General features: G+C 50.2%; 18 protein-coding genes and 1 pseudogene. 3 read left to right on the top strand and 16 right to left on the bottom strand.

Annotated elements, in window-relative coordinates; all coding sequences use genetic code 11:
* Window positions 1-463: 463 nt before the first annotated feature.
* Together QJ48_RS05140 and QJ48_RS05135 are read left to right on the top strand one after the other, a co-directional pair.
* The gene (locus QJ48_RS05140; RefSeq protein ID WP_054972571.1) at window positions 464-1,525 is read left to right on the top strand and encodes a sulfite oxidase; all 1,062 of its coding nucleotides are present in this window, start codon (window positions 464-466) and stop codon (window positions 1,523-1,525) included.
* 62 nt (window positions 1,526-1,587) lie between these two features.
* Window positions 1,588-3,018: a flavin monoamine oxidase family protein gene (locus QJ48_RS05135; RefSeq protein ID WP_054972570.1), complete on the top strand. Its 1,431-nt coding sequence runs from the start codon at window positions 1,588-1,590 to the stop codon at window positions 3,016-3,018.
* 527 nt (window positions 3,019-3,545) lie between these two features.
* Here QJ48_RS05135 and QJ48_RS36660 read toward each other — a convergent pair.
* The 12 genes and pseudogenes from QJ48_RS36660 to QJ48_RS05080 form a co-directional block, all read right to left on the bottom strand.
* Window positions 3,546-3,650: pseudogene (locus QJ48_RS36660) on the bottom strand (LacI family transcriptional regulator); the annotation flags it as partial.
* A 36-nt stretch (window positions 3,651-3,686) separates the two neighbouring features.
* Entirely contained in the window at window positions 3,687-4,526 is an 840-nt protein-coding gene (locus QJ48_RS05130; RefSeq protein ID WP_054972569.1) for a PRD domain-containing protein, read from the bottom strand.
* Window positions 4,523-5,059, bottom strand: coding sequence for a PTS glucose transporter subunit IIA (locus QJ48_RS05125; protein ID WP_054972568.1), 537 nt, complete (start codon window positions 5,057-5,059; stop codon window positions 4,523-4,525). The genes QJ48_RS05130 and QJ48_RS05125 overlap by 4 nt, the downstream gene beginning before the upstream one ends.
* Entirely contained in the window at window positions 5,052-6,434 is a 1,383-nt protein-coding gene (locus QJ48_RS05120; RefSeq protein WP_054972567.1) for a PTS transporter subunit EIIC, read from the bottom strand. The genes QJ48_RS05125 and QJ48_RS05120 overlap by 8 nt, the downstream gene beginning before the upstream one ends.
* A 158-nt stretch (window positions 6,435-6,592) precedes the next feature.
* Window positions 6,593-7,930 carry a glycoside hydrolase family 68 protein gene (locus QJ48_RS05115; protein WP_054972566.1) on the bottom strand — a complete coding sequence of 446 codons (1,338 nt, stop codon included), beginning with the start codon at window positions 7,928-7,930 and terminating at the stop codon, window positions 6,593-6,595.
* Window positions 7,931-7,976: 46 nt separating this feature from the next.
* Window positions 7,977-9,338: a glycoside hydrolase family 68 protein gene (locus QJ48_RS05110; RefSeq protein ID WP_054972565.1), complete on the bottom strand. Its 1,362-nt coding sequence runs from the start codon at window positions 9,336-9,338 to the stop codon at window positions 7,977-7,979.
* Between the two features lie 949 nt (window positions 9,339-10,287).
* Window positions 10,288-14,091, bottom strand: coding sequence for a GH32 C-terminal domain-containing protein (locus QJ48_RS05105; protein ID WP_054972564.1), 3,804 nt, complete (start codon window positions 14,089-14,091; stop codon window positions 10,288-10,290).
* 199 nt (window positions 14,092-14,290) lie between these two features.
* On the bottom strand, window positions 14,291-15,163 hold the full coding sequence (locus QJ48_RS05100; protein WP_082420354.1) for an ROK family protein: 873 nt from the start codon (window positions 15,161-15,163) through the stop codon (window positions 14,291-14,293).
* Between the two features lie 22 nt (window positions 15,164-15,185).
* The gene (locus tag QJ48_RS05095; RefSeq protein WP_054972563.1) at window positions 15,186-16,664 is read right to left on the bottom strand and encodes a glycoside hydrolase family 32 protein; all 1,479 of its coding nucleotides are present in this window, start codon (window positions 16,662-16,664) and stop codon (window positions 15,186-15,188) included.
* 143 nt (window positions 16,665-16,807) lie between these two features.
* Window positions 16,808-18,421: an ABC transporter substrate-binding protein gene (locus tag QJ48_RS05090; protein ID WP_054972562.1), complete on the bottom strand. Its 1,614-nt coding sequence runs from the start codon at window positions 18,419-18,421 to the stop codon at window positions 16,808-16,810.
* Between the two features lie 45 nt (window positions 18,422-18,466).
* Window positions 18,467-19,348, bottom strand: coding sequence for a carbohydrate ABC transporter permease (locus tag QJ48_RS05085; protein WP_054972561.1), 882 nt, complete (start codon window positions 19,346-19,348; stop codon window positions 18,467-18,469).
* Window positions 19,349-19,364: 16 nt separating this feature from the next.
* The gene (locus QJ48_RS05080; RefSeq protein WP_054972560.1) at window positions 19,365-20,270 is read right to left on the bottom strand and encodes a sugar ABC transporter permease; all 906 of its coding nucleotides are present in this window, start codon (window positions 20,268-20,270) and stop codon (window positions 19,365-19,367) included.
* 438 nt (window positions 20,271-20,708) lie between these two features.
* Here QJ48_RS05080 and QJ48_RS05075 point away from each other — a divergent pair, with 438 nt between their 5' ends.
* Window positions 20,709-21,746, top strand: a complete 1,038-nt coding sequence (locus QJ48_RS05075; protein ID WP_054972559.1) for a LacI family DNA-binding transcriptional regulator — start codon at window positions 20,709-20,711, stop codon at window positions 21,744-21,746.
* A gap of 495 nt (window positions 21,747-22,241) precedes the next feature.
* Here QJ48_RS05075 and QJ48_RS05070 read toward each other — a convergent pair whose 3' ends face one another.
* The 4 genes from QJ48_RS05070 to QJ48_RS05055 all read right to left on the bottom strand — a co-directional run.
* Complete coding sequence (locus tag QJ48_RS05070) at window positions 22,242-22,793, bottom strand: SRPBCC family protein (RefSeq protein WP_054972558.1); 552 nt, start codon at window positions 22,791-22,793, stop codon at window positions 22,242-22,244.
* A 38-nt stretch (window positions 22,794-22,831) separates the two neighbouring features.
* On the bottom strand, window positions 22,832-23,803 hold the full coding sequence (locus QJ48_RS05065) for an NAD(P)H-binding protein (RefSeq protein ID WP_193394401.1): 972 nt from the start codon (window positions 23,801-23,803) through the stop codon (window positions 22,832-22,834).
* A 113-nt stretch (window positions 23,804-23,916) separates the two neighbouring features.
* Window positions 23,917-24,447 (bottom strand): TetR/AcrR family transcriptional regulator, encoded by a 531-nt coding sequence (locus tag QJ48_RS05060; protein WP_054972557.1) that lies wholly within the window; start codon window positions 24,445-24,447, stop codon window positions 23,917-23,919.
* Between the two features lie 251 nt (window positions 24,448-24,698).
* Window positions 24,699-25,045, bottom strand: a 347-nt coding sequence (locus QJ48_RS05055) for an RNA-guided endonuclease TnpB family protein (protein WP_157261520.1), incomplete at its 5' end; no start/stop codon positions are given.

Below are 25,045 nucleotides of genomic sequence, written 5' to 3'. Positions count from 1 at the left end.
GGATAAATACCTTTCTTATGCATCCCGGGAGTTTATTGCCTATATCCAGGCCAATCCGCCGAATGAACAACCGGGATTATGACAGATCCGCGTACATCGCGGATTTTTGTTTAGTATATTTTACTAGAAATCTCATAAGTTCATGCCAAAATACCGATACAGTTATGCCGGGATCGCGAGCCTAAATTATGACCGTAATGAAGTTTTGGCCGTAAAAGGTGATCAAATCAGTAGTTTTGTTCCCAAAGAAGGTCTCCAATCGTTCCATTATCCGGCAATATAAAAGTTTCTATTGGAGGAACAACGTTATACCCGACAGTAGCCATTAGTCACTAGTTATTTCTGAAAATCTTCCCATTCATTTGGGGAGATTTTCTTTTTTGGCCCCCCCGCAAACGAAGCGATTCACGCCTTATCATCATTTTTACGGTACCCTCATATATATTGGTTTGGGGTGGTATCAATGCATTCGCCTATCATAAAGCCTTATCCGATTACTCGAGGATTGGTTCCGGAGAATCAAGAATATCCGATCCATTTTGTTTCTGCGGCGATTACGCCGGAATCCTGCTTTTATCTAAGAAATCATTTTCCTTATCCTCGTATTTCCGGGCAGTCGTTTGTGCTTTCTGTAGGCGGGGAAGTACAAAGACCTCGAACCTTCCAATATGAAGAACTGCTCCGTATGCCGTTTAGAGAATTGATAGTGCCTTTGGAGTGTGCAGGAAATAATAGAGGACTTTTTCGACCCAAAGTATTTGGCGAACAATGGGGAGGTGGAGCCATTAGTCAAGGCGTCTGGAGAGGAGTCGCGTTAAGAGATCTGCTCCGATTGACCGGATTGCAAATGTCCGCAAAGGAAATTGTATTCGAAGGACACGATTCCGGGAGACGCCCCGATCTGGAAGGGGAGTTCGTATTTGCAAGAAGCCTTCCTTTGGAGAAAGCAATGCATCCGGATACGTTAATTGCTTATGCGTTAAATGGGGAACCGATACCATACAAGAACGGTTATCCGTTGCGGTTAATTGTACCCCAATGGTACGCCATGGCTTCCGTCAAATGGCTCCGAAGCATTACCGTCATCCATACACACTTTAACGGGCCTTTTCAAGAGATCGATTATATGTATTATCCGGAAAAAGACAGCGATACAGGGAAAACGCCCGTTACAACAATCCAGGTGAATTCCATCATTCAGCAACCGTTAAATCGCAGTGTGCTGGACAAAGGGATGCATCTAATTTACGGATTGGCCTGGACAGGAACAGGCTGCATTAAAAATGTTGAGATTTCGACGGACGGAGGGGAGAATTGGAGACCCGCCGTTGTTCAACCAGCGTCGCAAAATGCGTACAGCTGGACATTTTGGAACTATACCTGGCTCGCGGATCAAAAAGGAGAATATACGATTATGTCGAGAGCGACGGATTCATTCGGATTCGTTCAACCGGCAGCAGCCAAATGGAATCGAAAAGGATACGGATACAACGCTTATTCCGTCGTACATGTCAAGGTAGAGTAAGACTTGGACATCGACGCGTTGGAGGTGCTTCAACCATCACAACTTCACTTTCTCCTAATGACATGATCGGAATGATCAGGCATGGGCTCCGAAAATCAAAAGTCCCCAAAAGCATCGTCGTTGTAGGTGCTGGCTTGTCGGGGCTTGTCGCCGCTTCCTTGCTGAAGGATGCGGGCCATAACGTAAAAATCATTGAGGCGGACAATCGGGTGGGAGGACGTATCTACACTTTGCGGGCCCCGTTTACGAACGGATTGTATCTGGATGTAGGAGCGATGCGCATACCCGAATCTCACTATTTAGTCATGGAGTATATTCGGAAATTCAATCTGCCGCTTCAACCGTTTATTAACGAAACGCCAAATGACACCATCTATGTAAACGGGATTAAAACAAAGCTGTTGAACTACCTTCAGCAGCCGGATGTACTCCAATACCCGGTCGCCCCTCATGAAAAGGGAAAAACCGCTCAACAATTGCTCGATATGGCGGTACGGCCCATCTTTGATTTCATCAATCAAGACCCGGTCCGCCATTGGCCTTTGGCCGTTAAGACATTCGATCGGTATTCGCTTTACGCTTTCTTAAAATATTATCCTCATTCATTCGGAAACGGACTGTCCGAGGGGGCGATCGAGATGATCGGAGTACTTCTCGGTTTGGAAGGATTGATGCAGCAGGCTTTCCTGGGAACTTTGCAATTTTTTATGCCACTAATACAGCAACGCATGTACGAGATTGTAGGAGGCAGCGATCTACTGCCACGGGCCTTTATTCCACAATTGCAAGAAGACATCCTGTTTCAGCGAAGAATGACCAGGATTATTCAACATTCGGGCGGGGTGACGATCCAAGCGGTCGATGAAAAATCATTGGATCAATATTCCATATCCGGCGACATTGCGATAGTGTCCATTCCGTTTACCGTTCTGAAATTCGTCGAAGTAGAGCCCCGGCATTCTTTTTCGCACCAGAAATGGAAAGCGATTCGAGAGCTGCACTATTCCGCCGCTACTAAAATCGGACTGGAATTCAAAAGCAGATTCTGGGAAAGGGCCGGCCAACATGGGGGGAGAGCGATAACGGACCTGCCGATCCGGTTCGCGTACTATCCTAGCCATGGAATCGGCAAACCGGGGCCGGCTGTCCTATTGGCAAGTTATACCATGGGGGAAGATGTTACGTCGTGGGACGGTCTACCGAACGAAGAGCGCATTCGGTATGCCTTAATGAACCTTAAAGCGATCCATGGGGATGTCGTTTATCGAGAATTTGTGAAAGGCTTTTCCTATAGCTGGGCCCAAAACCCATATTCCTGCGGAGGTTGGGCGATGTTCAATCCGGGTCAACAAACGGAGCTGCATCCATTTATAGCAACGCCTGAAGGACGTGTTCACTTCGCCGGGGAACATACAAGCCTTACCCACGGCTGGATACAAGGGGCAATTGAATCCGGCATCCGGGTTGCGGTCGAAGTGAACGATTTGCCATGAACTTTCCAAAATCCTTGTAAAACAAGGATTTTTTTGATTTGTAAATAATGGTATTTTATCAATTTCTGTTGTAATCTGATAGTAATTTTTATGATGAAGGGGAGGGTGGAGCATGTTTTCTCATAAATGGCAGCAGATTTCCATTCACGCGAGCGAGCTGTCACAAATTCCAGCCCAGGACAACGCCGTCGGGCAATATGGTAACGGTTGACATTAATAATGGCGGTTGGGCCGACGGCACTTTTATCAAAAATAGCTCCGGCTCGTGGAAAAACGCAACTAGTGCAAATGTTTAAAAATAAGCTGGCACACATTTTCATAACAATTAATTTATTTTTGGTTTTTGAGAAAGCTGAAAAACCAAATAGCGTGTTAGAGCGAGTCATTATTAAAAAAACAGTAAAAAGGCCATTAAACATTAAAACCCAAATCGATTCTTTATTACATATTCACAAAACCCGTATTTTGTACATATATCTATAAACTGTTTAAATACGGTGTGCCCAGATCTGAGCGCCGAGTTTTAGACGGTCGATGCTGATAATCGGAATATCCGTACTGACGCTGTCATCAATGTCGTTGTAGCTGATCCCGATAATCCCCGCCACTTTGTTCTGATTAAGCATATCGATATCTCATATCACGATAATGGAAACGTTTCAATTTTTTTACACCATCTCTCTCGTTTTAATTCGCTGGATTTGCATGGAGATGTAAGCCAACTCCGATTCGTGAAGGACGAAACCGTATTCCTTTTTGATCAAGTCCCCCGCTCTCTTTGCAACGGCATATGATTCCTTATATTTTTCCCTAATAATATGGACCATATCCGAATCCAATTCGTGAAAAGGCTCGCCGGATTCCGACCGCTGGACAGCAAACCGCAAATGCGTAACGAGCCGCTCGTAGGACACGGTATGTCCCTCAAGTTTGACCTTCAAGCTATCCTCAATCACCTTGACAATGTCCCGCATCATGGAGGTGATGTCGAGCGTCTTGGACATTTCTCCCGCATTTCGCTTGGCCGTATAAATATGCAATGCAATATAACCGACCTCATCCTCCGGAATATCGATTCCAAGCCTTTCTTTGATGAGCGCTTTTGCATAAAGGCCGATCTGAAACTCTTTCGCGTACAACACTTTAATTTCGTTGAGCAGCGTATTTTTGATTACCATTCCCCGGACCAAGCGATCAAGCGCGAACGAGAGGTGATCGGTCAGCGCGATGTGAATGTGCTCGTTTATTTTGACGCCCAACTGGCTTTCGCCATAGGAGATGATCTCCTCCGACAATTGGATATGTTCCTCGGGTAACGTCGACAAGATTTCTTCGAGCTGCCGATGCTTCGCTCGGTCGCTCATAACAAAGATCTTTTCGATACGGGATTGATCCACGGGATCGTTCTTCTGCTTCTGAAATGCGATCCCCGCGCCCATGACAATTTTCTCCCCATCCGGTTCCTTGACAATAATCGCATTGTTGTTCAGTATCTTGTTAATCTTCATGGTGTACCCCTTCTTTCAACAGAGTCTCCGGCGTAAGGCTTCACCTTTACCTTCATCAACGGAGTGACTCCCATTTCGGCACGGTCCGGCAGTTCAATCTCCGCATGCTCGATCTGACTGGGAGTGATAAGGAACATCGGCGTTATGGCACTCACGGCTTTCTTACGAACCAAATCGAGCGAAAACTCGCTAAGAGGCTGGCCCGTTTTCACCCGTTCCCCGGACCCTGCCAATGCCTTGAACCCCTCTCCTTGCATATACACGGTATCAAGACCGATATGAATCAAGATGTCCAGGCCACTTTCGCCACGAATCCACAGCGCGTGCTTCGTGCGAAACAAGTGAACAAGCTCGCCGTCTACGGGAGAAACAACCGTACCCGCTTCCGGATCGACGGCAATCCCCAGCCCCGCCTTTTTATTGGAGAAAACGGGGTCGGGAACATCCTCCATCGCGAGCACTCTGCCGGTCATTGGAGAGATCAGGATCTCTTCCGTTTTCCGCTTGGTCGAGAAAAAACTCTTCTTAAACATCGCGCGCTCCTTTACATTCATCGAATCCAAGGAACCAGGTCGCCGCAAAAGCACATCCCACAGCGAGGACAAAACCGATCAGATAGTTCAACAAGTTGGACCAGCCTAACGGGGCCGCAAGGACGATCATCGGCAGCCCCGTCAAACCGTACGAATTCGCCGCTACTTGCGTAAAGACCACATAGGCACCGCCTGCCGCTCCTCCGATGCAAGCACCAACAAACGGCTTTCTCAATCGAAGATTGATGCCGAAAATGACAGGCTCCGTGATGCCCGCAAAAGATGAAATCGAGGCCGGAAGGGCTGTATCCTTCAACTTCTTGTTCCTTGTTTTCAAATAGACCGCGAGTCCGGCGCCGCCTTGCGCGACATTGGCCATCGACCAAACAGGAATAAGGAAGTTCACTCCGATATGCGGGTCCGAGATCAAACCTGCCTCAACGGCATGCAAACTATGATGAAGTCCCGTAATCACGATGAGCGAATAAACTCCCCCGAAAAGAAAGCCGCCGATCAAGCCTCCGTGCACATAAACGAACTCCAGTCCTCGAGTAAGCAAACCGCCAATGAAAGCGCCAAGCGGCGCGATCATAAGCAGCGAGACAATTCCCGTGAACAGGACCGTAATAATCGGGATAACGAACAAGGCCATAGACGGATTCACGGCTTTCCTCAGCCCTACCTGGACCTTGCTCATCAAGTAAACGGACATCAGGACAGGAATGACCGTACCTTGGTATCCGATGGAGCCGGTCGGCAAGCCGAATATATCCGTGATATCGGAATGCGCCACGATTCCGCCGATAAAAGCGCCCAGTTCCGGAGTGCCGCCGAACTCCTTAGCGGCGCTGAAGCCAACGATGATCGGCCAAAAAAGCAGGGCGGAGGATGAGAAAAAGTTAAGCATGTTCATCCAGGCGCTGTCCGGCGCAGCCCAATGAGCGGATTGGATCGTTCCTGCCAATCCGATAAGCAAACCTCCCGCTACAATAAAAGGAAGGATTGGGACAAAGATGTTCGACAACGTTGTTGTAAACGAAATGAGGAGATGGCGCTTTGTCCGTTTGATTGGGGAAGGAGTGGGGCCGCTCACAGAAGACTTTGCGCTGCTTGCGTCCGAATCTGCGATCGCTTCTTCCAGTTTCTTATAGACCCGATTCACCATGCCAACGCCGAAAATAATTTGGTACTGTCCGGTTCTGCTGAACACTCCCTCGACGTGATCCAGATTCTCAACAGCGGCGGTATCCGCCTTTTGTTCGTCACGCAGCTGTAATCGCAGTCGGCTCGTACAGTGAACTGCGCTTATGATGTTTTGCTTCCCGCCTAAGAGCGGCAGTAGCTTCTCGACGATTTGTTCCGCCTCAGTCCGCAATCGCTATCTCCTCCTCTACGCATTATTAGCTGTTATACCATTCGTTTATACCATTCGTTTTCGGTTCGCTTCTTTTCAATTAAAAACAAAACGCCAAAACTCGCCCATCGGGCGAGCTTGTTTTGGCGGTGTGCCATAATATTAAATAGAAAGCGGACTTACTTGATCCAACCCTGCGGCAGAACCTTTTCGATCTGCGTTCGATCCCCTTTAATGGAAATCTTTACTGTCGGCGCCAACGTGCCACCGAAGTGGCTGAACTGGAATTCAGGAGATTGGTTGCCTACATCGCCAATCGTTAGGTTGTCCAGATCGCCGAAATGAGCGAATCCCACTACATTCAGTTCCGGCGTGACCAACCAGGAATAGGCTTGGTACGGATTTTCCGGGGGATTAGCCAGGACCAGGCCGCTTCCATTAAGCGGTTTGTAACCGCCGATCAACTTGTCGGAGACGAATCCGTACATTCCTTCCGGTCCATGCGTCCCCTCAGCGTATTTGTTGATATGGCTGTCGGTGAACAGGTAATACTTCTTGTCTTTGACGACCACATGCGGACGTTCCAGCTCTTCGTTCACATAGTTCGCTTCAATCAGCGGCGGAAGCAGCTTAAAGTTCGTCAAATCGCCGTTCACCACTTCGGCTATGCCGATGTTGCCGTTAGCGTGCACGGCGCCGGCCGGCACCGGATGTTGTTGAAGATACTCCCCGCTTCCGGCGTATTCGGGCTTGAAGCTTCGCTCCCCAACAGCGCCGCCGGAGTTGCCTTCGAAGAGCAAATATTCTTTGCCCGTTTTCGGGTCTTTGAACCACATCGGGTCGCGGAACGCATAGCCGCCGCCTTCCCCTTGCTGCGCTTGCTCTTTGGTCTGGTAGTATTTCCCGTCCGGTTCCAGAATAACGCGGTGCTGCCCCCAGTTCTCGAAGCGTACGCCGGTGCTGTCGGCCACAATACGGCCCGCGGCGCTGGCAATACGCTGCTCGTAGGTAAGCTGAGCCTGGCCCTCCCGTCCGGTCGCGGTGTAGAAGGCGTGAATTTGATCGCCGTCGAGCATCGCCGAACCGGCCCATTGGCGCTGGCCGAGCGCTGTTCCCGCCGGGAACAATTCGCCGCCCAGGGTCCAGTCTTTGCCGTTCTTCGAGTAGAAGTAGCGGATCGTCGCAATATCGTGCACTTTGCCGGGAAGAACAGTATTCGGGGCGGAAAGCGAGAAGATCACTTTCCAGCCTTTGTAGGATGCGATGTTCCCGTCGCGGTCCAGCAGCGGCCACGTATCCCAGATGTGGTAACCGGGAGCCATCTTTTCCAGCTTGCTTACATCGATGTAAGGCAACGTATTATCTTGATTCAGTTCGATTTTCGAAACGTCTTCCCGGGTCCAGTTGACTGTCTGTTCTCCTCCTTGGGCGAACGCAGGATGAACGGACAACCCGGAAGTGACGATACACGCGGCCAATGCGGCGGCAGCCAAGCCCTTCATGTTGATTCGAATCATTGTTTGCTTGCTCCTCTCCAGTTGGTTCGTCCCCGATCGGGACCGCTTAGCGGTTCGCGCCAAACGGCTTGATTTCGCCGGCTTGCTCCTCTTTACCGACTTCCGATTTGTCGCCGCTCAGGTTGATTTTCAGCGTGGTGTTGAACGTGCCGCCGAATTTGACATTGCCGTTTCCATCTCTCGGCTCGTTAACGAAGCTAATCACCTGTTGATTGGGAAGAACCATCCAGGAATAGGCTTGATAAGGGTTGGAAGCCGGATTGGCGACGACGAGTCCGCTGCCGTTCATGGGTTTGTAGTCTGCGCGAAGGCCGCCTTTGCCGTAGAAGCCGTATACGCCGTCAGGGCCGGTCAGACCCGGAGCATAAGTAAACGTGTGACTGATCGTGAACAAATAGTACTCATCGCCGTTGACGACAACATGCGGCCGTTCCAACTGGTGGTTGGTGCCGATCGATTCGACAAGAGGCGGCAGCAGCTTCAACTTGGTGACGTCGTGATCCAATACTTCCGCTATGCCGATATTGCCGTTGTACAAAGCCGCCCGATCCGGGACGGAATGCGTACGGCGGTATTCCTCGTCGCCGATATTTTCCGGCTTCATCGCATAGTTGTCGCCCGCTTGACCTTCAAAGATAATATATTCTTTGCCGGTGTTCGGATCGCGGAAAAAGAACGGATCGCGGAAGGCGGTAATGATATTTCCTTTGTTTTGGAATTGCTGAATTGTTTCGTAATACTTGCCGTCCGCTTGCAGAATAATTTGGTGATCGCCTTCATTCGTCAGATGCACACCGTTTTTGTCGGCGCTGATATCAAAGGTGGTCTTGGCGATACGCTGCTCCGCCCGGCTCGTCCAATTCTCCTCGTTCCACGCCTTGCCGCCGCCTGCGTTCATATCCGTGGTTGCCGTGTAAAACAGATGCACTTTGCCGTTCTCATCGAGCATTGCCGTACCGGCCCATTGCATATGTCCGTAAGCTTTGTTTTCATCATACGGAACCCCGGCGTACACCCAATCTTTTCCATTTTTCGAGTAAAACATTCCGATTCTGGCATGCGTATGGCGCTCGCCCCATCCATAAGTGCGTGGAGCAACCAAAGCGAAGGCAACTCTATACCCCTTGATGTTCGCAAGGGAACCGTCCCGGTTTTGCAAAGGCCACGTATCCCAAACCCATTGATCCGGAGCCACAAGATCGAAATCTATATTCACTTCGGGAGCGGTATTGTCTTTCGTCAGCGTGACCTTCTCCGCTTGCTGGCGGGACCAGATTGCGGTGAAATTATCAGCAACGCCTGCGCCGATTGCTTTAGCGGCCGACACATAATTGCCTGCCAAACTGCTTGCAAGAATCGCAGTTCCCAGCACCAGTGTTCCGAATTTAAACATTACTTTCGCTTTCATTTGTATTCCTCCCTAAGAGTGGCATTGATTTTCTCGATTCCGCTATTGCAGGCGTGATAATCTCTGTTTTCTCCCCCTCCCCGGTTTTGCGGGCATAAAAAAGACCTAAAACGTTCAAAATCGCGCGCCTTGCGGCACGATTCCGAAAACATTTTAGGTCTTGCCTGCTTTAGCAGTAACAATCCCGCGCTTTGCAGTTTTGCTTGCTTTTTTATTCTATCTTTATTTCGACGACAAGTTCAATAGGTAAATGATCCCATATCATTATAGGACTCAGACCTAGAGAAAAGTAACGACTGCGATGATTACGCCGGTACAAAAGGCTTACGGCTTCCATTAAATGTTCTACTGCTTATCTCAAACACGTCGGTAAACTTTACCAAGCTCTTGTGCATTTTTCGAAACGTATATCCATAGCAAAAACAGATAATAACTCGCTCTCCCACTAAAAAGTAATGTTATCTCCCGTTTTCTCATGTAATCTCAATATTTCGACTTTGACAGTCTGAGCGGGAGCTTAGGATATCAGTCTCTCCAAAACTGTGGATAATTTGGTATAATCGCACAGTTGGATATCCACATTCACCCTCGGGGTTTGACCCTCCCATGTCACGCTGGGTCTATGCCCTCACATTCCTTCGTTCTACCTCTCAAGGGGTGGATGCCAATTCTTGCTCCTTTACGGTTTAAGGGAGCATGTTGCAAGTGCAACATGAAGGGGCGCGTTTTCCATCGGCGGGGATCCCGGCACCTCGCTTTTCGCTGGTATATGGAGCATTGTCTCCTCTCCCCTCCGGATTCACGACTTATCCGCAACTCATGGTCAATAACGTTTATCCTCTAGACGCGCTGGCGCAGGGAAAGTTGCTACGGAAAAGTTAATAATCGTCGCAATTTGAAAAAGACTGTAAGCATGTCTCATGGAAACACACTCACAGTCTGACATACGCTATTCGACGACTTCCATCCTCCACTTTTGCCGGTCAAGTACTGGATCAGGCTCGCTTAAGCTCAGCCCGTTTCCGTTTTCTGAAACCTCAAACACTTTCCCGTTATGAACTGAAGATATGCTTACGGTGCCGTCTTCGTTCCGATGGAGCAGCCATCGCTGATTGTTAAAGCCAAGGTAGCTATACAACTGGATTTTGTTTTGTCCCGTATCGAGATCCAAAGCTTTGCCTTCCAGGGTACGGATAGAGTAGGAACCATGCTCATCGCCTGTAGGCACCAAAACCCAAGTTTGGGCGGCTTCGCCTTCTCCGGCAACCTTAAGAGTGGCCGGCTCCCCGTTTTCCGATTTGGACGTATAAAGAAATCCGTTAGTCGCGATATTCGTGAATCTTGCCTTTTTCAGCTTAGCCGCTTGCATCGAGCTGGCTTTAACATTTTGATAATAAGCCTGGCCTCCGAATACATGCAGCCCGAAGTGTCCATCTGCAAACGTGCCGTCCTTAAGGTCCATGATCCTTGTTCCGTCCACGAAGATTTGGATATACGGTCCATCGGCTTCGATTTTGACGCTGTAGGTTTTCCCGGGCTGTACAAAAGCCGGTACCTTCGCCAGCACCTGTCTGTCCGCAAAGCCTCCGTCGATCTTGTAGAAGAGCCTGAAGGCCTTCATATTCGGATCCAGATTAAAATAGTATCCGCTGCTTCCGTCCCGGCTCGCCCGGAACAAAAGGGAACCTGCCCCGCCGGATTCGGCAAGCATCATCTCCGCTTCGTAGACGAAATTGCCCGCCGTTTCCTGTGCCATATAATGGGCATCGCTTGGATAACTGCCACGGATACCGCGCTCGGTAGCTATCCATTTTAACGAAGCCGGATCGGAAGTCCAGCCGGTTAGATTCGTCAGGAGCTTGCCGTCATACACCTTTACGGGCACGGTCGCCGCTGCTTTCCCGTTTAGAGTAGTAATGGTAATAGCAGCTTCGCCTTTGCCGGTCGCCCGAATAACGGCTTTCGCGTGGTCGGCTTGTTCGATCCTCACAATATTTGAATCGCTTGTTTTCCATTTGATCGGCTGTGTCCCGTTCCGTTTGCCGTTCTCTACTGCGACATTCAAAATTTGACTGTCCCCGACATTCATTTCCCGGATGCTTGTATCCGCCAACATTCGGGTTGTTCCATCCGCCGTTTGGTTCCACACGTTCTTAAGCGCATACACCTTCATAGACAGCACGTTCACCTTGCCGCCATCGGTGTAAAAGCTCATGCCCCGGCTTGACGGGTCGGGGAAGATGACATCCGTGAAGACAACCCTGCCGTCATTCCCGAACACCTCAACGGAGGATTCATCCACGAAAACATGAAGTTTAACACGTCTGCCCTCCGGCTGAAGCGGAGCTGTGTGAACCGTTGAAAATAAATGTGAAAAATCGGATGCGCCTGAATTCGAACGATCCACGAACATCTGTTTTTCAGCGACTTGATATCCTACGATGGTTCTTTGGTCGTTTCCTTCCCGGAGATGAAACCCGAATTCACGCACCCCGCTTCCCAACGGAATTTCAATTTCGGCTTCGATTTCATAAGCTCCTGAAGCGATACCCTGAAGCAAATTCGCCCCATTCGGGTTCACTTCTTTATGGACCGCGGTATAAAGCTCGCTTCGCAAAGACTTAAGCTCTTCGATCGGAGCCTGAGCGAGCCGAATTCCCTCTCCCGTCCGCCTTAGCGTCACTTCTCTCGGCAGCGTAATTTCTCCCTTCCAGCCTACGGTCGGGAATGCGAAGGGATAATCCCAATTGGTCATCCAAGCCACCATGATCCGTCGATGATCCGGCAGATTGGAGAAGGACATGGACGCATAAAATTCCTTGCCGTAATCCGTTCGCAGCACCCTGCCGGCGGGATTATCATTGATAAACTTCCCTTCCGTAGTCAGCTCGCCGACAAAATACTCCGCATCCGAGCCCTGGGTCTTCGGATTGGCGCCCGTGCTGATCATGAGCACCCATTTTTTCTCGCCCGTCCCTTCCACCGTTAAAGGAAACAAATCCGGGCATTCCCATACCCCGCCGCGAACATAATTTCCATAGCCGAAATTATCGGTCAGCGTCCAATCGAGCAGATTCGTCGAGGTAAAGAAACGGATGTGGTCCCCTCCGGATACGACCATCACCCAGCGGCCGTTCTCCTCGTCCCTGACAACCTTGGGATCGCGAAAATCCCAGCCGCCCGGGTCATCTCCTTGCTTTCCGGGATTTTCGATCACGATCGCCCGCTCCTTGGAGTACTTCCAGGTGCGCCCTTGATCTGTACTATAAGCGAGCCCGATACGCTGATTGCCGCCAGGCAAATCCGGATTATGGGACGTATAATAGGCGATCAGCCCTTTGCCTCCCGATTCCGTGAATAACCCGGACGCATTCTCCAGATCGGCAACAGCCGAGCCTGACCATACGTGTCCGTAATCATTCCACGGCAAGGCGATCGGAAGCCGCTTCCAATTCACCAGATCGGTACTGACTGCATGGGCCCAGGTTCCCCCATCCTGATGAAACAGATGGTATTCGCCTTCGTAATAGACAAGCCCGTTCGGATCGCTGGCGGACCCGCGGGCAGGCGAGTAGTGATAGGCGGGGCGAAACTGCTCCGTGTAATAGTCGGCTGCCGCAGTCACATACATATTTTGAAAGTAAACGCTTCCCTTAAAGGCGGAAATTCCGACGTGTCCGCTTTTAAAGCTGTTGTCGGTAACATCGACAGCTGCCTCGGCGTACCCGTCGACAAATACCCGAATCCGATTGCCCACGGCATGGATTTCGACATGATGTCTAGAGTCCGGTTGCGTAAGATAAGACTGTGCTGAAGTTTTGATGACGGTACCGTCCGCTTTTCGCAGTTGGACCCGGACTTGATTGCCGTCTTTCCGTAAAGAAACCGCATAGCCCGAATGCCCCGTTTTATCGGTCCTGAAGAGCATGGCACCGTCTGCCGAGTCCCTGCCGAAGGACATATCCCCTTCAAACATGACATCGTCATGGGTCAACCCAAAAATTTGCAGCGCTTGCTGCCCGGCGGCTCCCGTTCCTTTATAGCCTCTAAGATCAGGCCGCCAAGTTCCTGCACGGTGCTGCGGGGTGCCGAGATTCCCTTTCATGCCGTTTACTTTCACGTTCTGAAAGAGCGCCGAGCCGTCCCAGACATGCAGCCCAAGATACCCCGAACTGTAGGCACCATCTTTTACATCGATGAGCGGTTGGTACCGGTCTCCCCAATAAACCTTGATGTTGTCCCCTTCGACTTTCACTTTCATATGATAAATTTCGCCCGCCGCAAGAGCGACCTGCCGTTCCACCTTTAGCGTTCCCTTCCCGTTTGCATCCTTCAAACGGAGCAGACCGGCTTGAGGCACAAGCTGCAGCATATAAGACGACCAGCCTTCCTCGTTGGAGCGGAAGAGCAGCGTTGCATCGGCGTTCATGTCCGTCAGCATGATATCCGCCTCATAAATAAAATCATCCGCCACAGTATCCGAGATGGCCAGAACATTCTCTTTAGGTTCGGAGGCCAGCCGAATCCCTTGCTCTGTATTCTCCAGCCTCCCTTTCCCGGAGATTCTCCAGCCCGATAGATCACTATTCGATTTGGTTGCGCTTTCAGAAATGAGAGCTTCCTCCTTTTCGGTTTGAAGTTCCGATGGCTCCCCGGCCGCCCGGCCCGTTGACGGAAAGGCGGTCAACATCGGAATCGAAGTGAAAAGCAGCATACAGGATAATAGAATAGGCAAACCTTTCTCGAATTTCATCCATAGGCCTCCTCTATTCTTTCAAGGTAACAATAAGCAATGCCATCGCGTAAAGGGTCTATTATTGAACCCGCTGTCACTGCGTTCCCTTCCCTGAATCATGGGAATAAAGGAGCTGCTCGCACAGCCAGCTCCCCTTTTTTACAAATCGGCCGAACATTATAGCTGCAGCGTCAAGTTAAAGTGAAGGAACCTGAGACTACAGGGCGGCAAGACCAAGCGCGAATGCCCCGCATAAGCCGGCCTGCTGTCCAAGTCCCGGCGGTACGATGTATTCGTCCATGCGCTCCGCAATTTCGCCGGCGCTCACATAACCGTTCAAATTCGCTTTCACCGCTTCCCTGATGAGCGGGAACAGCTGGGACTGCTGCATGACGCCCCCTCCGAGAATGACCTTTTCCGGCGAATTCAAAAGAACAGTTCCGGTAATCGATTGCGCAATATAGTAGGCTTCCATCTCCCAAGCCGGATGGTTCGACGGGAGCTCATGCCCTTTCACGTTCCAACGGGCCTCAATCGCCGGCCCGGACGCCATGCCTTCAAGGCAGTCGCCGTGATAAGGGCATAAGCCTGCAAAATCATCCCCCGGATGCCGCCTCGTTAGCATATGCCCGCCTTCCGGATGGACCAGCCCCTGGACAAGCCTGCCTTCCAAAAAGACGCCAATGCCGATTCCTGTCCCAACCGTGTAATAGAGGCAGCTTTTTAATCCCTTGGCAGCCCCCCAGGTCGCCTCGCCAAAGGCGGCCGCGTTCACATCGGTGTTCCATCCGCAGGGAACATCGAATTCGCGCCGCAGAGTCCCCAGAAAGTCGACATTCCCCCAGCCCGGCTTTGGCGTTGTGGTGACATATCCGTAGGTCGGACTCCCGAGGCGAAGGTCGATCGGACCGAAAGATCCGATCCCTATCGCATCCACGGATTTTTCTTTGAAATAAGCAATCGCCTTACCGAGCGTAGTCTCGGGATCCTCCGTCGGAAAGCTGATGCTGTCGACGACTTCGCCGCGTTCGTTTCCGACCCCGCATACAAACTTGGTTCCGCCCGCTTCGATTCCTCCAATGCGCAGCATATCGGGTTGCCCCCTTCCGTACTTAGTTCGAGCCCTTGGCGGACGGCGCCATTTCATAAACCGACAATGAAGCCAGCAGAAGCCGATCACCATCAGCCGTTAGCGAAATTCCCAAAGCATCGCCTTGGGGATAAATCAGGTCGGTAATGACCGCCTGGCCGCCATTGGCAAATACTTCGACGGAGGAACGGTCCACATAAATTTGAAGATCGATCGTCGCTCCCGGAGATTGCAGCTTTACCGCATGAACGCCTCGGAACTGCTCATGGAACTCATGCAATCCGGACTTCGTCCGGTCTACATACACTTCTCCACGCGCTGCATCCACCCCGACCATAGTCTCTCCCTGATCGCCCTTTCTCACCTTGAATGCATAAGATGAGCCGGACGACGCGACCACTTTCAACTCATAGCTCTCCAACCGCAAGGAAGCGAGTGCTTCTTCCGCTTCTTTCCAGGACACATTCGTCAGCTCCAGCGCCTGAACGCGGGCATACTCGAGCTCACGCACCGGCTTCTGCACCAAGGTTGCGCAGCCGTCCGCTCCGGATCGAAGCTGCAGCTCTCTTGGTACCGTCATCGCACCGCGGAATCCCTCCGTCGGAGTAAGATTGGCGTATTTCCAGTTGCTCATCCAGCCGATAAAGAGGCGTCTTCCATCCTCCGCAGGAACGTCGGACCAGGTTACACCCGCATAGTTATCGCGGCCATAATCCAACCAACGCACCGTGTGGGACGATTCATCCGGCGTGAACGTGATTCCGTCAAAGCTGCCGGTAAAATACTGGATCCGCGAGCCTTCCTTATAGGCGGGATCATCACCGATGCTGACCAGCATCACCCATTTTTGCTTGGACGAATCTCCGTCAAGATTCAGCGTGAATAAATCCGGACACTCCCACACTCCGCCATGGAAGCCGATGCCGGCGCCAAACTCGCTTCCAAATGTCCACGATTTCAAATCGGGGGAATGGTAGATACATACCGATTGCCCGCATGCGATGACCATGACCCAGCGATTCGTGTCCTCATGCCAAAATACTTTCGGATCGCGGAAGTCGATATAAGACTCATGCTTCAATACCGGATTGCCTTCAAACTTTGTCCAGGTTCTCCCGTTGTCCTTGCTGTACGCGAGGCTCTGCGTTTGGAGGTAGAGGTCACCCTCCTGCGGAAGATGATGCGTAAAAATAGCGACAAGTCCGGGCTCATCCCCGAAAAAACCCGTTGTATTGCGCCAATCGACCACAGCGCTCCCCGAGTAAATCATACCGTTCTCATCCGGCGCCAGCGCGATATCAAGCTCCTCCCAGACGACCAAGTCTTTGCTGACGGCGTGGCCCCAGTGCATCGGACCCCAAGTCATCCCGTTGGGATGATGCTGAAAGAACAGATGGTATTCGCCGTTAAAATAGACCATCCCGTTCGGATCGTTCATCCACTTCTCGTTAGGCGAGAAATGATACATACCTCTATAATTGTGCTTGACCGTGGTAGACATGGTGCAGCTCTCCTTTTCTCTCCGAAATCAGATCCGGCCGACTGTCGTGCCGGAATTTGTCTCTATATATATCAATTAGTAGGAGGCTGCGCACTTCAACGCCTTCATCGCCGCCAGGTGCACAACCTCCGCTTGGACATCCCTTACTGCTTTGCGGCCCGATCGTAACCGGATTGTTTGATTTTAAGCCAATCCTTCAGCCCCAGCCGATCAAGCTCTTTCAAATAGGCATCCCACTGCTCGTCAATCTTGCCGTTTTGGTACCATTCTGTGCGCATTCTAAGCACGTAGGCGAAGAGGTCTGTTTCGATGGTCGTCAGGCGATCCAGCTCATCGATCGAATGAAAGACGCTCGGCATCACATTCTCCGCTTTCATGTGAGGAACCATAATTTTCTTGACGATCTGCATTCTTTCTTTGGCGTCGTCCGGCAAGGTTGTATGTTTGCCGTAATAGCTGTCCAGGATCGCGAGCGGACCGCCGACGCTTGTTTTCTCGCGCAGCTCTACCGGCGCCGTACCGTTCAGCGGCAAATGCTTCAGCATCTTGTTCGAAGCGTCAAACTCGAAAATATTTTGCTGCTTGTCATCGCCATAGGTGCCCCAGTTATTCTGGACGGATTGAATCGGGTCATACATTTGATCGACCCATTTCGCCGTCGTCTCCAGGTTTTTGTTGGCGCTCGTAATGACCATTCTGCCGCGGTGGAAGCCGATGGCGTTTGTCCGGGTGACATTGATTTCGCCGCTTGGCCCGGCTACAGGAGGCATGACGTCATAGCTGTCATTGGCACCGGAGATATTGCTCCTATCCCAGGAGAAATAAAGGCCGTATTTGTGATCCTTCCCTTTAGCCAGGTAGGTGCTCCAGTCCTGCGTATACGCTTCAATATCGATAAGCCCTTCCTTATACAGCTCGTTAATGAACTTTACCGCATTCTTGTACCCTTCTTCAGCAGGGGTAAAGACGACTTTGCCCTCGTTCGTCACTACCGCGTGGTCCGGGTTCTCCCCAAGCCCGAATGCCGCGAACAGGAAGACGAGATCTTCGGCGCCCGGTTTGTTAATAAAGGACAGCGGAATTTCATCCGCCTTTCCATTGCCGTTCGGATCCTGCGTTTTAAAGGCGATCAGCACCTTTTTCAGCTCTTCCGTCGTTTTCGGCATTTGGAGTCCCAGCTTTTTTAGCCACGCCACATTGATCCAGGGAACCGCGTCGACAGCCTGAATGCGCTCCTTTCCTTCGCCGAGCTCTTCGATCCACGGGAATGCATAAATCTTACCGTCCGGAGCCGTCATCATCGCTTTATATTCAGGCGCTTCCTCCAGCACTTTCTTTAAGTTCGGCATATGCTTCTCAATCAGATCGTTCAGCGGGATGATGGCCCCGTCCTTCGCCAGCTTCAACAGCTCATAATCACCGTACCCCGCGTCAAAGATTGCATCGGGCAGGTCGCCGCTCGCCATTGCGAGATTTCGTTTTTCTACAAACACATCCCGGGTGAAGTTCTTCCAGTTGATGTGAACATTCGTTTTTTCCTCAAGACGCTTAAAGATTAGCTTTTCGTTCGGATCGGCCGGGGCAAGCGGAGAGCTTTGCGTCATCACATTCAGCGTGACTTTCCCGCTTGGGTCCTGCTGGGGACTGGCGGAACCGCCGCTCCCGTCATTACTGCAGGCGGAAAGCAGGAGCGCGGAAGCAAGTACGGATGCGGATGCGGCCTTGAAGGCAGATTTCGGTTGTTTAAACTTTTTCATCCTAATGACCTCCCATTTTAAATCGCATCTATGTAATGCGGCCCTCTATTTGAGGGAACCTACCAAGACACCTTTTTCAAAATACTTTTGGAAAAACGGATACATCACGATAAGCGGCAGACTTGAGATGACGATTGCCGCATATTTAATAATCTCGGACAATCGCTTCATCTCCGCCATGGCAAGCTGATCGCCAATCATCCCCGGATCAACCTGATTCTGGATCAGAATAGAGCGAAGCACGAGCTGCAGCGGATGCAGCTTCGCATTATCGAGATAGATCATGGCGTCGAAATACGAATTCCATTGGCCGACAAAAGCGTAAAGCGCCAGTACGAAAATAATCGGTTTGGAGAGCGGCAGAACAATGCGGGCAAAAATTTTCATTTCGGAGGCGCCATCCACATTTGCCGCTTCTTTCAGCTCGTGGGGCACGCCTTTGAAGAAGGTTCGGGACAAAATAATGTTCCAAACGTTCACCGCGCCGGGAAGGAGTACCGCCCAAATGGTATCGATCATCCCCAATTTTTTGACAAGAAGATAGGTAGGCACCAGTCCTCCGCCAAAGAACAGCGTGGTGAGAAAAAGCGTCATAATAAATCTGCGCCCTTTTAAGCGGCCATCCGCCAAAGCATATCCCGCAAAGATGGACACCAGGACGGTTATAGCGGCAAAAGCGGCCGAGTACACCACTGCGTTTCCAAAGCCTCGAACCATCGCCGGGTTAGTCAAAATCTTCTCGTACCCGTCCAAGGTCCAATCCGAGACATTAAAGGATAGCCCCCGGCTAAGCAGAACGGAAGGGTCCATAAAGGAGGCCACGACGATGTACAGCAGCGGCACAACCACAACCAGGACGGCCAATGTCAGGCAAACGGCGATCAGGACCAGCAAATAGCGATCCAGTCTGGAATGTTTGATGGGCATGATGGTGCTCCTTTCTTCAGTAAAGTCCTTCGCCCTCATTCAGCTTCTTGACGACAATGTTTACGGTAACGAGCAGGACGACATTGATCACCGAATTGAACAGCCCTACGGCGGCGGAATACGAATAGTCCCCTGCCTGTAGGCCGATTTTGTAGACATAGGTCGGAATAATCTCCGAGGTTGGCAGATTCATAGCCGTTTGCATTAAGTAAGCCTTTTCAAATCCGATTGACATAATCCCGCCGGCAGCCAAAATAAAGACGATAGCCATAATCGGACGGACGGTTGGAAGGTCGATATGTCGAATTCGCTGGATCAGATTCGCTCCGTCAAGGCTGGCCGCATTATGCAGCTCGGGGTCAACGTTCGCCAGTGCGGCCACATAGATAATGGATGCCCAGCCGGCCCCGGTCCAAATATCGGACAAAATATAGATCCACCTAAAGTACTCGGGACGGGACATAAACATGACCGGTTCGCCCGTCATCCAGACAAGCAGTTGGTTAATGGGTCCTGTCGGCGATAGGAAAATAAACAGCATCCCGACGATGACAACGACGGAGATGAAGTTGGGCGCGTACAAAAATAATTGAATATTCTTCTTTATGCCTGCTCTGCGCACCTGATTTAACATGAGCGCAAGCAAAATCGGTACGGGAAAGCCGAGAAGAAGACCGTACACACTTAGCTTGAGTGTGTTTATGAGAATCACTTCAAAATTCGGTGCGGACAGAACCTTTTCGAAATGCTTCAATCCGACCCATTCGCTTCCCATAATCCCTTTGATCGGGCTGAAATTCTTGAACGCAATAACGGCTCCGTACATAGGACCGTATTTGAAGATCAGCGTTAATATAAGAGCCGGCGCAAGCAGTATGTAATGAAAATAATGCTTTTTCAAATAGCCGAGCTTATGGTGCATTTTATCACCTCCGTCCCTCCTTGAAGTTTACATTTGCCAACCGTAAAGGCTTTCATCAACATTGTTCCATGCCCTCCGCTTCCCGATCCATTTACAATTTAGCACTTCATTTCGTCAGAAGTCAATACAAAATGTAAATTAAGATTAGTCAATTTGATTACTAATTTGTGTGAATTTAATATGTTTTAACTTTACATTTGCACAAATTCGATCCTTGAAGATCGTTTAAAAGCTATATTTTTATGGGAATACCGATTCAAAAGAGACGTTCTTGCCTATTCATCTGCTACCATAATCAGTTAAAAAACGCATATTAATAAAAATATCGGAAATTTTTAAATGCGAATTTATTTGTGCATTTGTAAACTCATGTTGCTATTTTTCGCAAACTATTATAAATTGGAAGGAGATCTGTAGAGAGAAACTTGAGGTGAAATAATGACGAAGGAACGCGTGACCATACAAGACATCGCCGACGCGCTGGGCATTTCGCGCAACACCGCCTCCAAGGCGCTGAACGGAAGCAAAAGCATTCCGGAGGAGACTCGCAACAAGGTCATTAAGAAAGCGATAGAGTTAAAATATAAACAGTTTGCGTATATGGAAAGCGAAAGCAAGTTGTCCAAAAAATCGGGGAACATCGCGCTTTTAACGGAAAACCTGCCGAATACTTCCCATTTCGGGTCCGCCCTGATCAGCGGACTGGAGGAACGGATCAGCAGCGAAGGCTATAACCTGTCCTTTCATATCGTCAGAGACATCGAGCGCAGCACCTTGTCGTTGCCTAACAATTTCGATGCCGCTAATGTGGACGGGATTATTTGTATCGAGCTGTTTGATATGGAATACAGCAAGCTCATTACAGGTCTCGGTATACCTACCCTATTTGTCGACTGCTCCGCCTCCATCTGTTATTCCGACTTTCAAGCCGATGTTCTGCTGATGGAGAATGAGCACAGCACTTATCAGCTTACCAAGCGGCTTATTGACGGCGGGTACAAAAGCTTTGGATTTATCGGGAACTACTCCCATTGCAGAAGCTTTAACGAAAGATGGACGGGCTTTAACCGGGCGCTTGCCGAAGCCGGGATCAACCTCGATCTCTCGCAGTGCATCGTTGATGATGACCACCTTTTCTCGCAGCCCGGTTGGATGGATGAACGAGTCCGCAAAATGAACGAGCTTCCCGCAGCTTTTGTTTGCGCCAACGATTACCTTGCCGCAAATTTTATGAAAGCGCTTCGGAACCGGAACATTCATGTCCCTCGGGATGTTGTTATTTGCGGCTTTGACAATGGGCCGGAATCTGTCCTTGTCGAGCCTCATCTGACAACCGTCCACATTTACAGCAGTGAAATGGGCATTAAAGGTGCGGAGATGCTTCTCTCCCGCATTCACGATCCCAAACAGCCTTACCAGGTTTCCCATATCTACACAAAACCTATTATCAGGGAATCTACGCCGAATATCAGTTAATCTCTTCAATTCGGAACTAGTCCAATGGTTTGCGTAGCATAGCCCTGACTGAAGATAATCTCGCAGGATGACAAGAAGGGGCTCTGATTATTAGCTCGTTGTCTTAATCGGCGATTTTGATTTCGTGGAACAATGCAAAAAAAACGGCTCTTGTTGCGGCAAGAGCCGTTCCCATTGGTGATGGGCCTGTACGGGCAGAATGGGGATTTTCGTCCTGGGAAGCGGTATTTTCACTATATGGACCCGGGGATGACGTTGTGATACCGAGGTTACCGGGAAGATATCCGAGGGATGGTAAGCGGTTACCGTGCAGCGGCTGGAACGTAGTGAGGACCCGAAGGGTTCCCATTATTGGGACTGTTCTAGTGAGCTCCCTTCCGCTTTCGACTACCCCAGCTAGGGCTTACCCGATTGGAGTGCTTTCGGCAGGCATTTTATGGCTTTGTTTTCTTCATTCAGCCCACTTCCTCGACAATTTTACAATTTCCATAATATTTAATTGGCCGCCTCGGCGGCTGTCTTGAGATCGGCAAGCCAGGCATTGAGCGAGGATGTGAGCGCCGCGCGCATGCCCTCGGGGTCGGCTGCTACTGGCGGACCGTCCCAGGACTCAGTGGTGTGCACGACGACTCCATTGGGGGTGGGAGTGATGGTCCATACGTGAACCCCCTCGATGCCTTGTGCCGGCCCCCCCCAAACGATGCGCCGCATAGGATCAACCTCGCGGATAGTGGAGACAACGGGGAGTCCATGCGTCTCCCACTGGAAGGTGCTGCCTACCGCGATTGGACCGGATAACCGCGCCTCGGAGACGTTTTTCTGCCAAGTTGGCCATTGATCGATGCCAGTCTGTATCCGCCATACCGTCTCCTGCGGCGCGTTGATTTCGATGGATAGGTCGACTATGACCTGGGCGTTTCGGTCAACATCGACGGTGGTCCGTTTGGAATCATTAAAGGGATTCGCAAGAATGACCCCACCCATCAAAATGATAATCAGTAAAAGAAAGCTCATCGTGAATGTTTTAAACTTAAACGATCTGTTCATCCTCTTTCATCCCCTTAATATTATTGATTAATCAATTACTATAGAGCAATAGATGCCTTACTCTCCTGCAATGCCAGCACGGTCGCAGTAATACCCTCCTGGAACGGCGTCGCGATGATCGGTCCGATGAACCGTTTGTATTTTTCTCCACTTAGCGTCAGCGGCTCTTCGGTTAAATAAAGCATCTCTACGACTTCTTTCATCACGGGCACGCTCATACCTATCAACGATAAACCTAACTTTTTCAGCGGAATGACCGGTTTAACTTGGCCGCTCGCCTTTTGCGCGATTCGTACAATCTCTCGCCCCGATATAAGCCCGGCACCCGGGATATTCCAGTTCTGTCCATAAGCGAAGTCTTTGCCTGCCAGCTCAGCAACCATGGCGGCTGCATCCAGTAAATAGATGAATTCCCGGGGTACATGCATATTGCCGACAAAAAATGCCATTTTACCGGCAGCTATCGCTTCCAGGGTAGAACCTAAATACGAGGCTTCATTTGCCGTAGGTCCATAATAATCGGGCAAGCGAACAATCATGACTTTTGCCTTCGTCCAGCGATTGCTAAACAGCATCCGTTCATAGTCCAGGCGCAGCTTTCCTTTTATCGTATGAGGCTCTTTAGGATGTTCTTCCGTGACAAGATCCATCTGTTTTTTCCCATAAGGGTAGATCCCGTCTATCGCTACTACTTTAATCGCAAGCCGTTCTGCCGCCTCCATCACGGATTCGCCCAGCGGAATCAGCTTGTTCACCATCTCGTGGTAGGGGACGTTGGCGCAATGGAACAATACGTCAGCATCGCCGGCCTGAGCTACAATATCGTCTGGGCGCATGGCGTCCCCTACGGCAAGCGTCAAATGCTTAGGATGACCAAGCTTTGCAGCAAACTGTTCCAACTTCTGGCGTGAACGCCCGAAAGCAATAGTAGGTATCCTCCGTTTGACAAGTTCTTCCGTGATGGCTGCTCCGGTCCCGCCCGTTGCTCCAATAACAATCGCTTTTTCCATTTTTATCAGCCTCATTTCGATTTTGTTATTAATCAATCACTAACTTGAATTCATCTTATCACTCCGTTATTGATTAGTCAATAACTAAACTTAAAATTATGGCTTTCGCCATATTAAGCCTCCCGTTCGATGAGCTCCGGCATATCAAGTGCCCATGAAATATTGCACAACATCCCCCTGGCAAGAAACATAAAAGTCCGGTCCTCCGGATTCTGCAACCCTTTCTCGCGAAAAGCGCTCAACACGATTCGACGTACTTCCCGAAAACCGTCACGCATCACTTCCCGAATCGGCTCTTCACGCATCGTCTGAGCTTGCATTTGCAAATAGGTCTCATTCATATGGGAGGCTAGGATTTCCTTATATGCCTCGATCAGATCGCTCTCCAGTTGCTCAGGTGTTGCTGCGCTTTCCACGACCATTCGAAAAGATTGTTGGATCCTTTCCCACGAAATCTCCAGTGCGCTGAGCAGTAACGCTTCCTTCGTTGCGAAAAATCTAAACACATACGGTTGGGAAATTTTCGCCCGTTCTGCAACCTGTGCCGTCGTCGCGCGGTAATAACCCGTTTCCGCAAAAACCTCAATCGCTGCCGAGATGATTTCGGCTTTTCGGTTTACGCTACTTTTTTCATCCTTTGCCATGATCCCAACACTCCTCATCCCTAGTTAGTGACTAATCGATAATTCAAACCAGTCAAGTATAGCCTATTTTCGACATCCATGCAAATTATAGGATGGACAAGGTTTTAACATACTACCCCCTAGTTTAATAGCCTAGCTACTAGTATTGAACACTCCCACCACCTGCGCTAATGGCGCTGAGGTGGGGGATTCTTGCGAACAGAGAAGCATCCTTCTCTTCTTGAGCAAGCGATCCCTGCGGTTCCCGCAGTTCAGTTGGTCTTCGCCAACAAACGCAGTCCTTCTTGCAAGATGTTCATGCTGGCATTGTGGTCACGGTCATGGTGCGTCCCGCATCCTGAACAGGTCCACGCTCGCAAGTTTAGATTTTTCACTTCGGGGTTGCGCCATTGGCATACATGACAAAGTTGACTGCTTGGATAGTTTTTGGCGACCATGCTGATCGTGCGACCATACCACGTTGCTTTATATTCCAGCATCGTGCGAAGGGTTGACCAGCTTGCTTCGGCAATGGACTTTGCTAACTTGTGATTTTTCATTAGACTTAGAACCTGCAAATCTTCCAGACAGATCGTTTGGTTTTCACGGATCCACTTGG

The organism is Paenibacillus sp. A3, from assembly GCF_001399685.1.
Classification (GTDB): Bacteria; Bacillota; Bacilli; order Paenibacillales; family NBRC-103111; genus Paenibacillus_G.
The sequence above is the reverse complement of the archived record's forward strand: the minus strand, read 5'-3'. Positions and strand labels throughout refer to the sequence as shown.

Coding starts and splice junctions, on each gene's coding strand:
- QJ48_RS05140 (WP_054972571.1), top strand. CDS start 464: ATGCATTCGCCTATCATAAAGCCTTATCCGATTACTCGAGGATTGGTT.
- QJ48_RS05090 (WP_054972562.1), bottom strand. CDS start 18,421: ATGAAAAAGTTTAAACAACCGAAATCTGCCTTCAAGGCCGCATCCGCA.
- QJ48_RS05130 (WP_054972569.1), bottom strand. CDS start 4,526: ATGAAGATTAACAAGATACTGAACAACAATGCGATTATTGTCAAGGAA.
- QJ48_RS05085 (WP_054972561.1), bottom strand. CDS start 19,348: ATGCCCATCAAACATTCCAGACTGGATCGCTATTTGCTGGTCCTGATC.
- QJ48_RS05065 (WP_193394401.1), bottom strand. CDS start 23,803: ATGGAAAAAGCGATTGTTATTGGAGCAACGGGCGGGACCGGAGCAGCC.
- QJ48_RS05100 (WP_082420354.1), bottom strand. CDS start 15,163: ATGCTGCGCATTGGAGGAATCGAAGCGGGCGGAACCAAGTTTGTATGC.
- QJ48_RS05125 (WP_054972568.1), bottom strand. CDS start 5,059: ATGTTTAAGAAGAGTTTTTTCTCGACCAAGCGGAAAACGGAAGAGATC.
- QJ48_RS05135 (WP_054972570.1), top strand. CDS start 1,588: ATGATCGGAATGATCAGGCATGGGCTCCGAAAATCAAAAGTCCCCAAA.
- QJ48_RS05070 (WP_054972558.1), bottom strand. CDS start 22,793: ATGAACAGATCGTTTAAGTTTAAAACATTCACGATGAGCTTTCTTTTA.
- QJ48_RS05075 (WP_054972559.1), top strand. CDS start 20,709: ATGACGAAGGAACGCGTGACCATACAAGACATCGCCGACGCGCTGGGC.
- QJ48_RS05115 (WP_054972566.1), bottom strand. CDS start 7,930: ATGATTCGAATCAACATGAAGGGCTTGGCTGCCGCCGCATTGGCCGCG.
- QJ48_RS05110 (WP_054972565.1), bottom strand. CDS start 9,338: ATGAAAGCGAAAGTAATGTTTAAATTCGGAACACTGGTGCTGGGAACT.
- QJ48_RS05105 (WP_054972564.1), bottom strand. CDS start 14,091: ATGAAATTCGAGAAAGGTTTGCCTATTCTATTATCCTGTATGCTGCTT.
- QJ48_RS05095 (WP_054972563.1), bottom strand. CDS start 16,664: ATGTCTACCACGGTCAAGCACAATTATAGAGGTATGTATCATTTCTCG.
- QJ48_RS05080 (WP_054972560.1), bottom strand. CDS start 20,270: ATGCACCATAAGCTCGGCTATTTGAAAAAGCATTATTTTCATTACATA.
- QJ48_RS05060 (WP_054972557.1), bottom strand. CDS start 24,447: ATGGCAAAGGATGAAAAAAGTAGCGTAAACCGAAAAGCCGAAATCATC.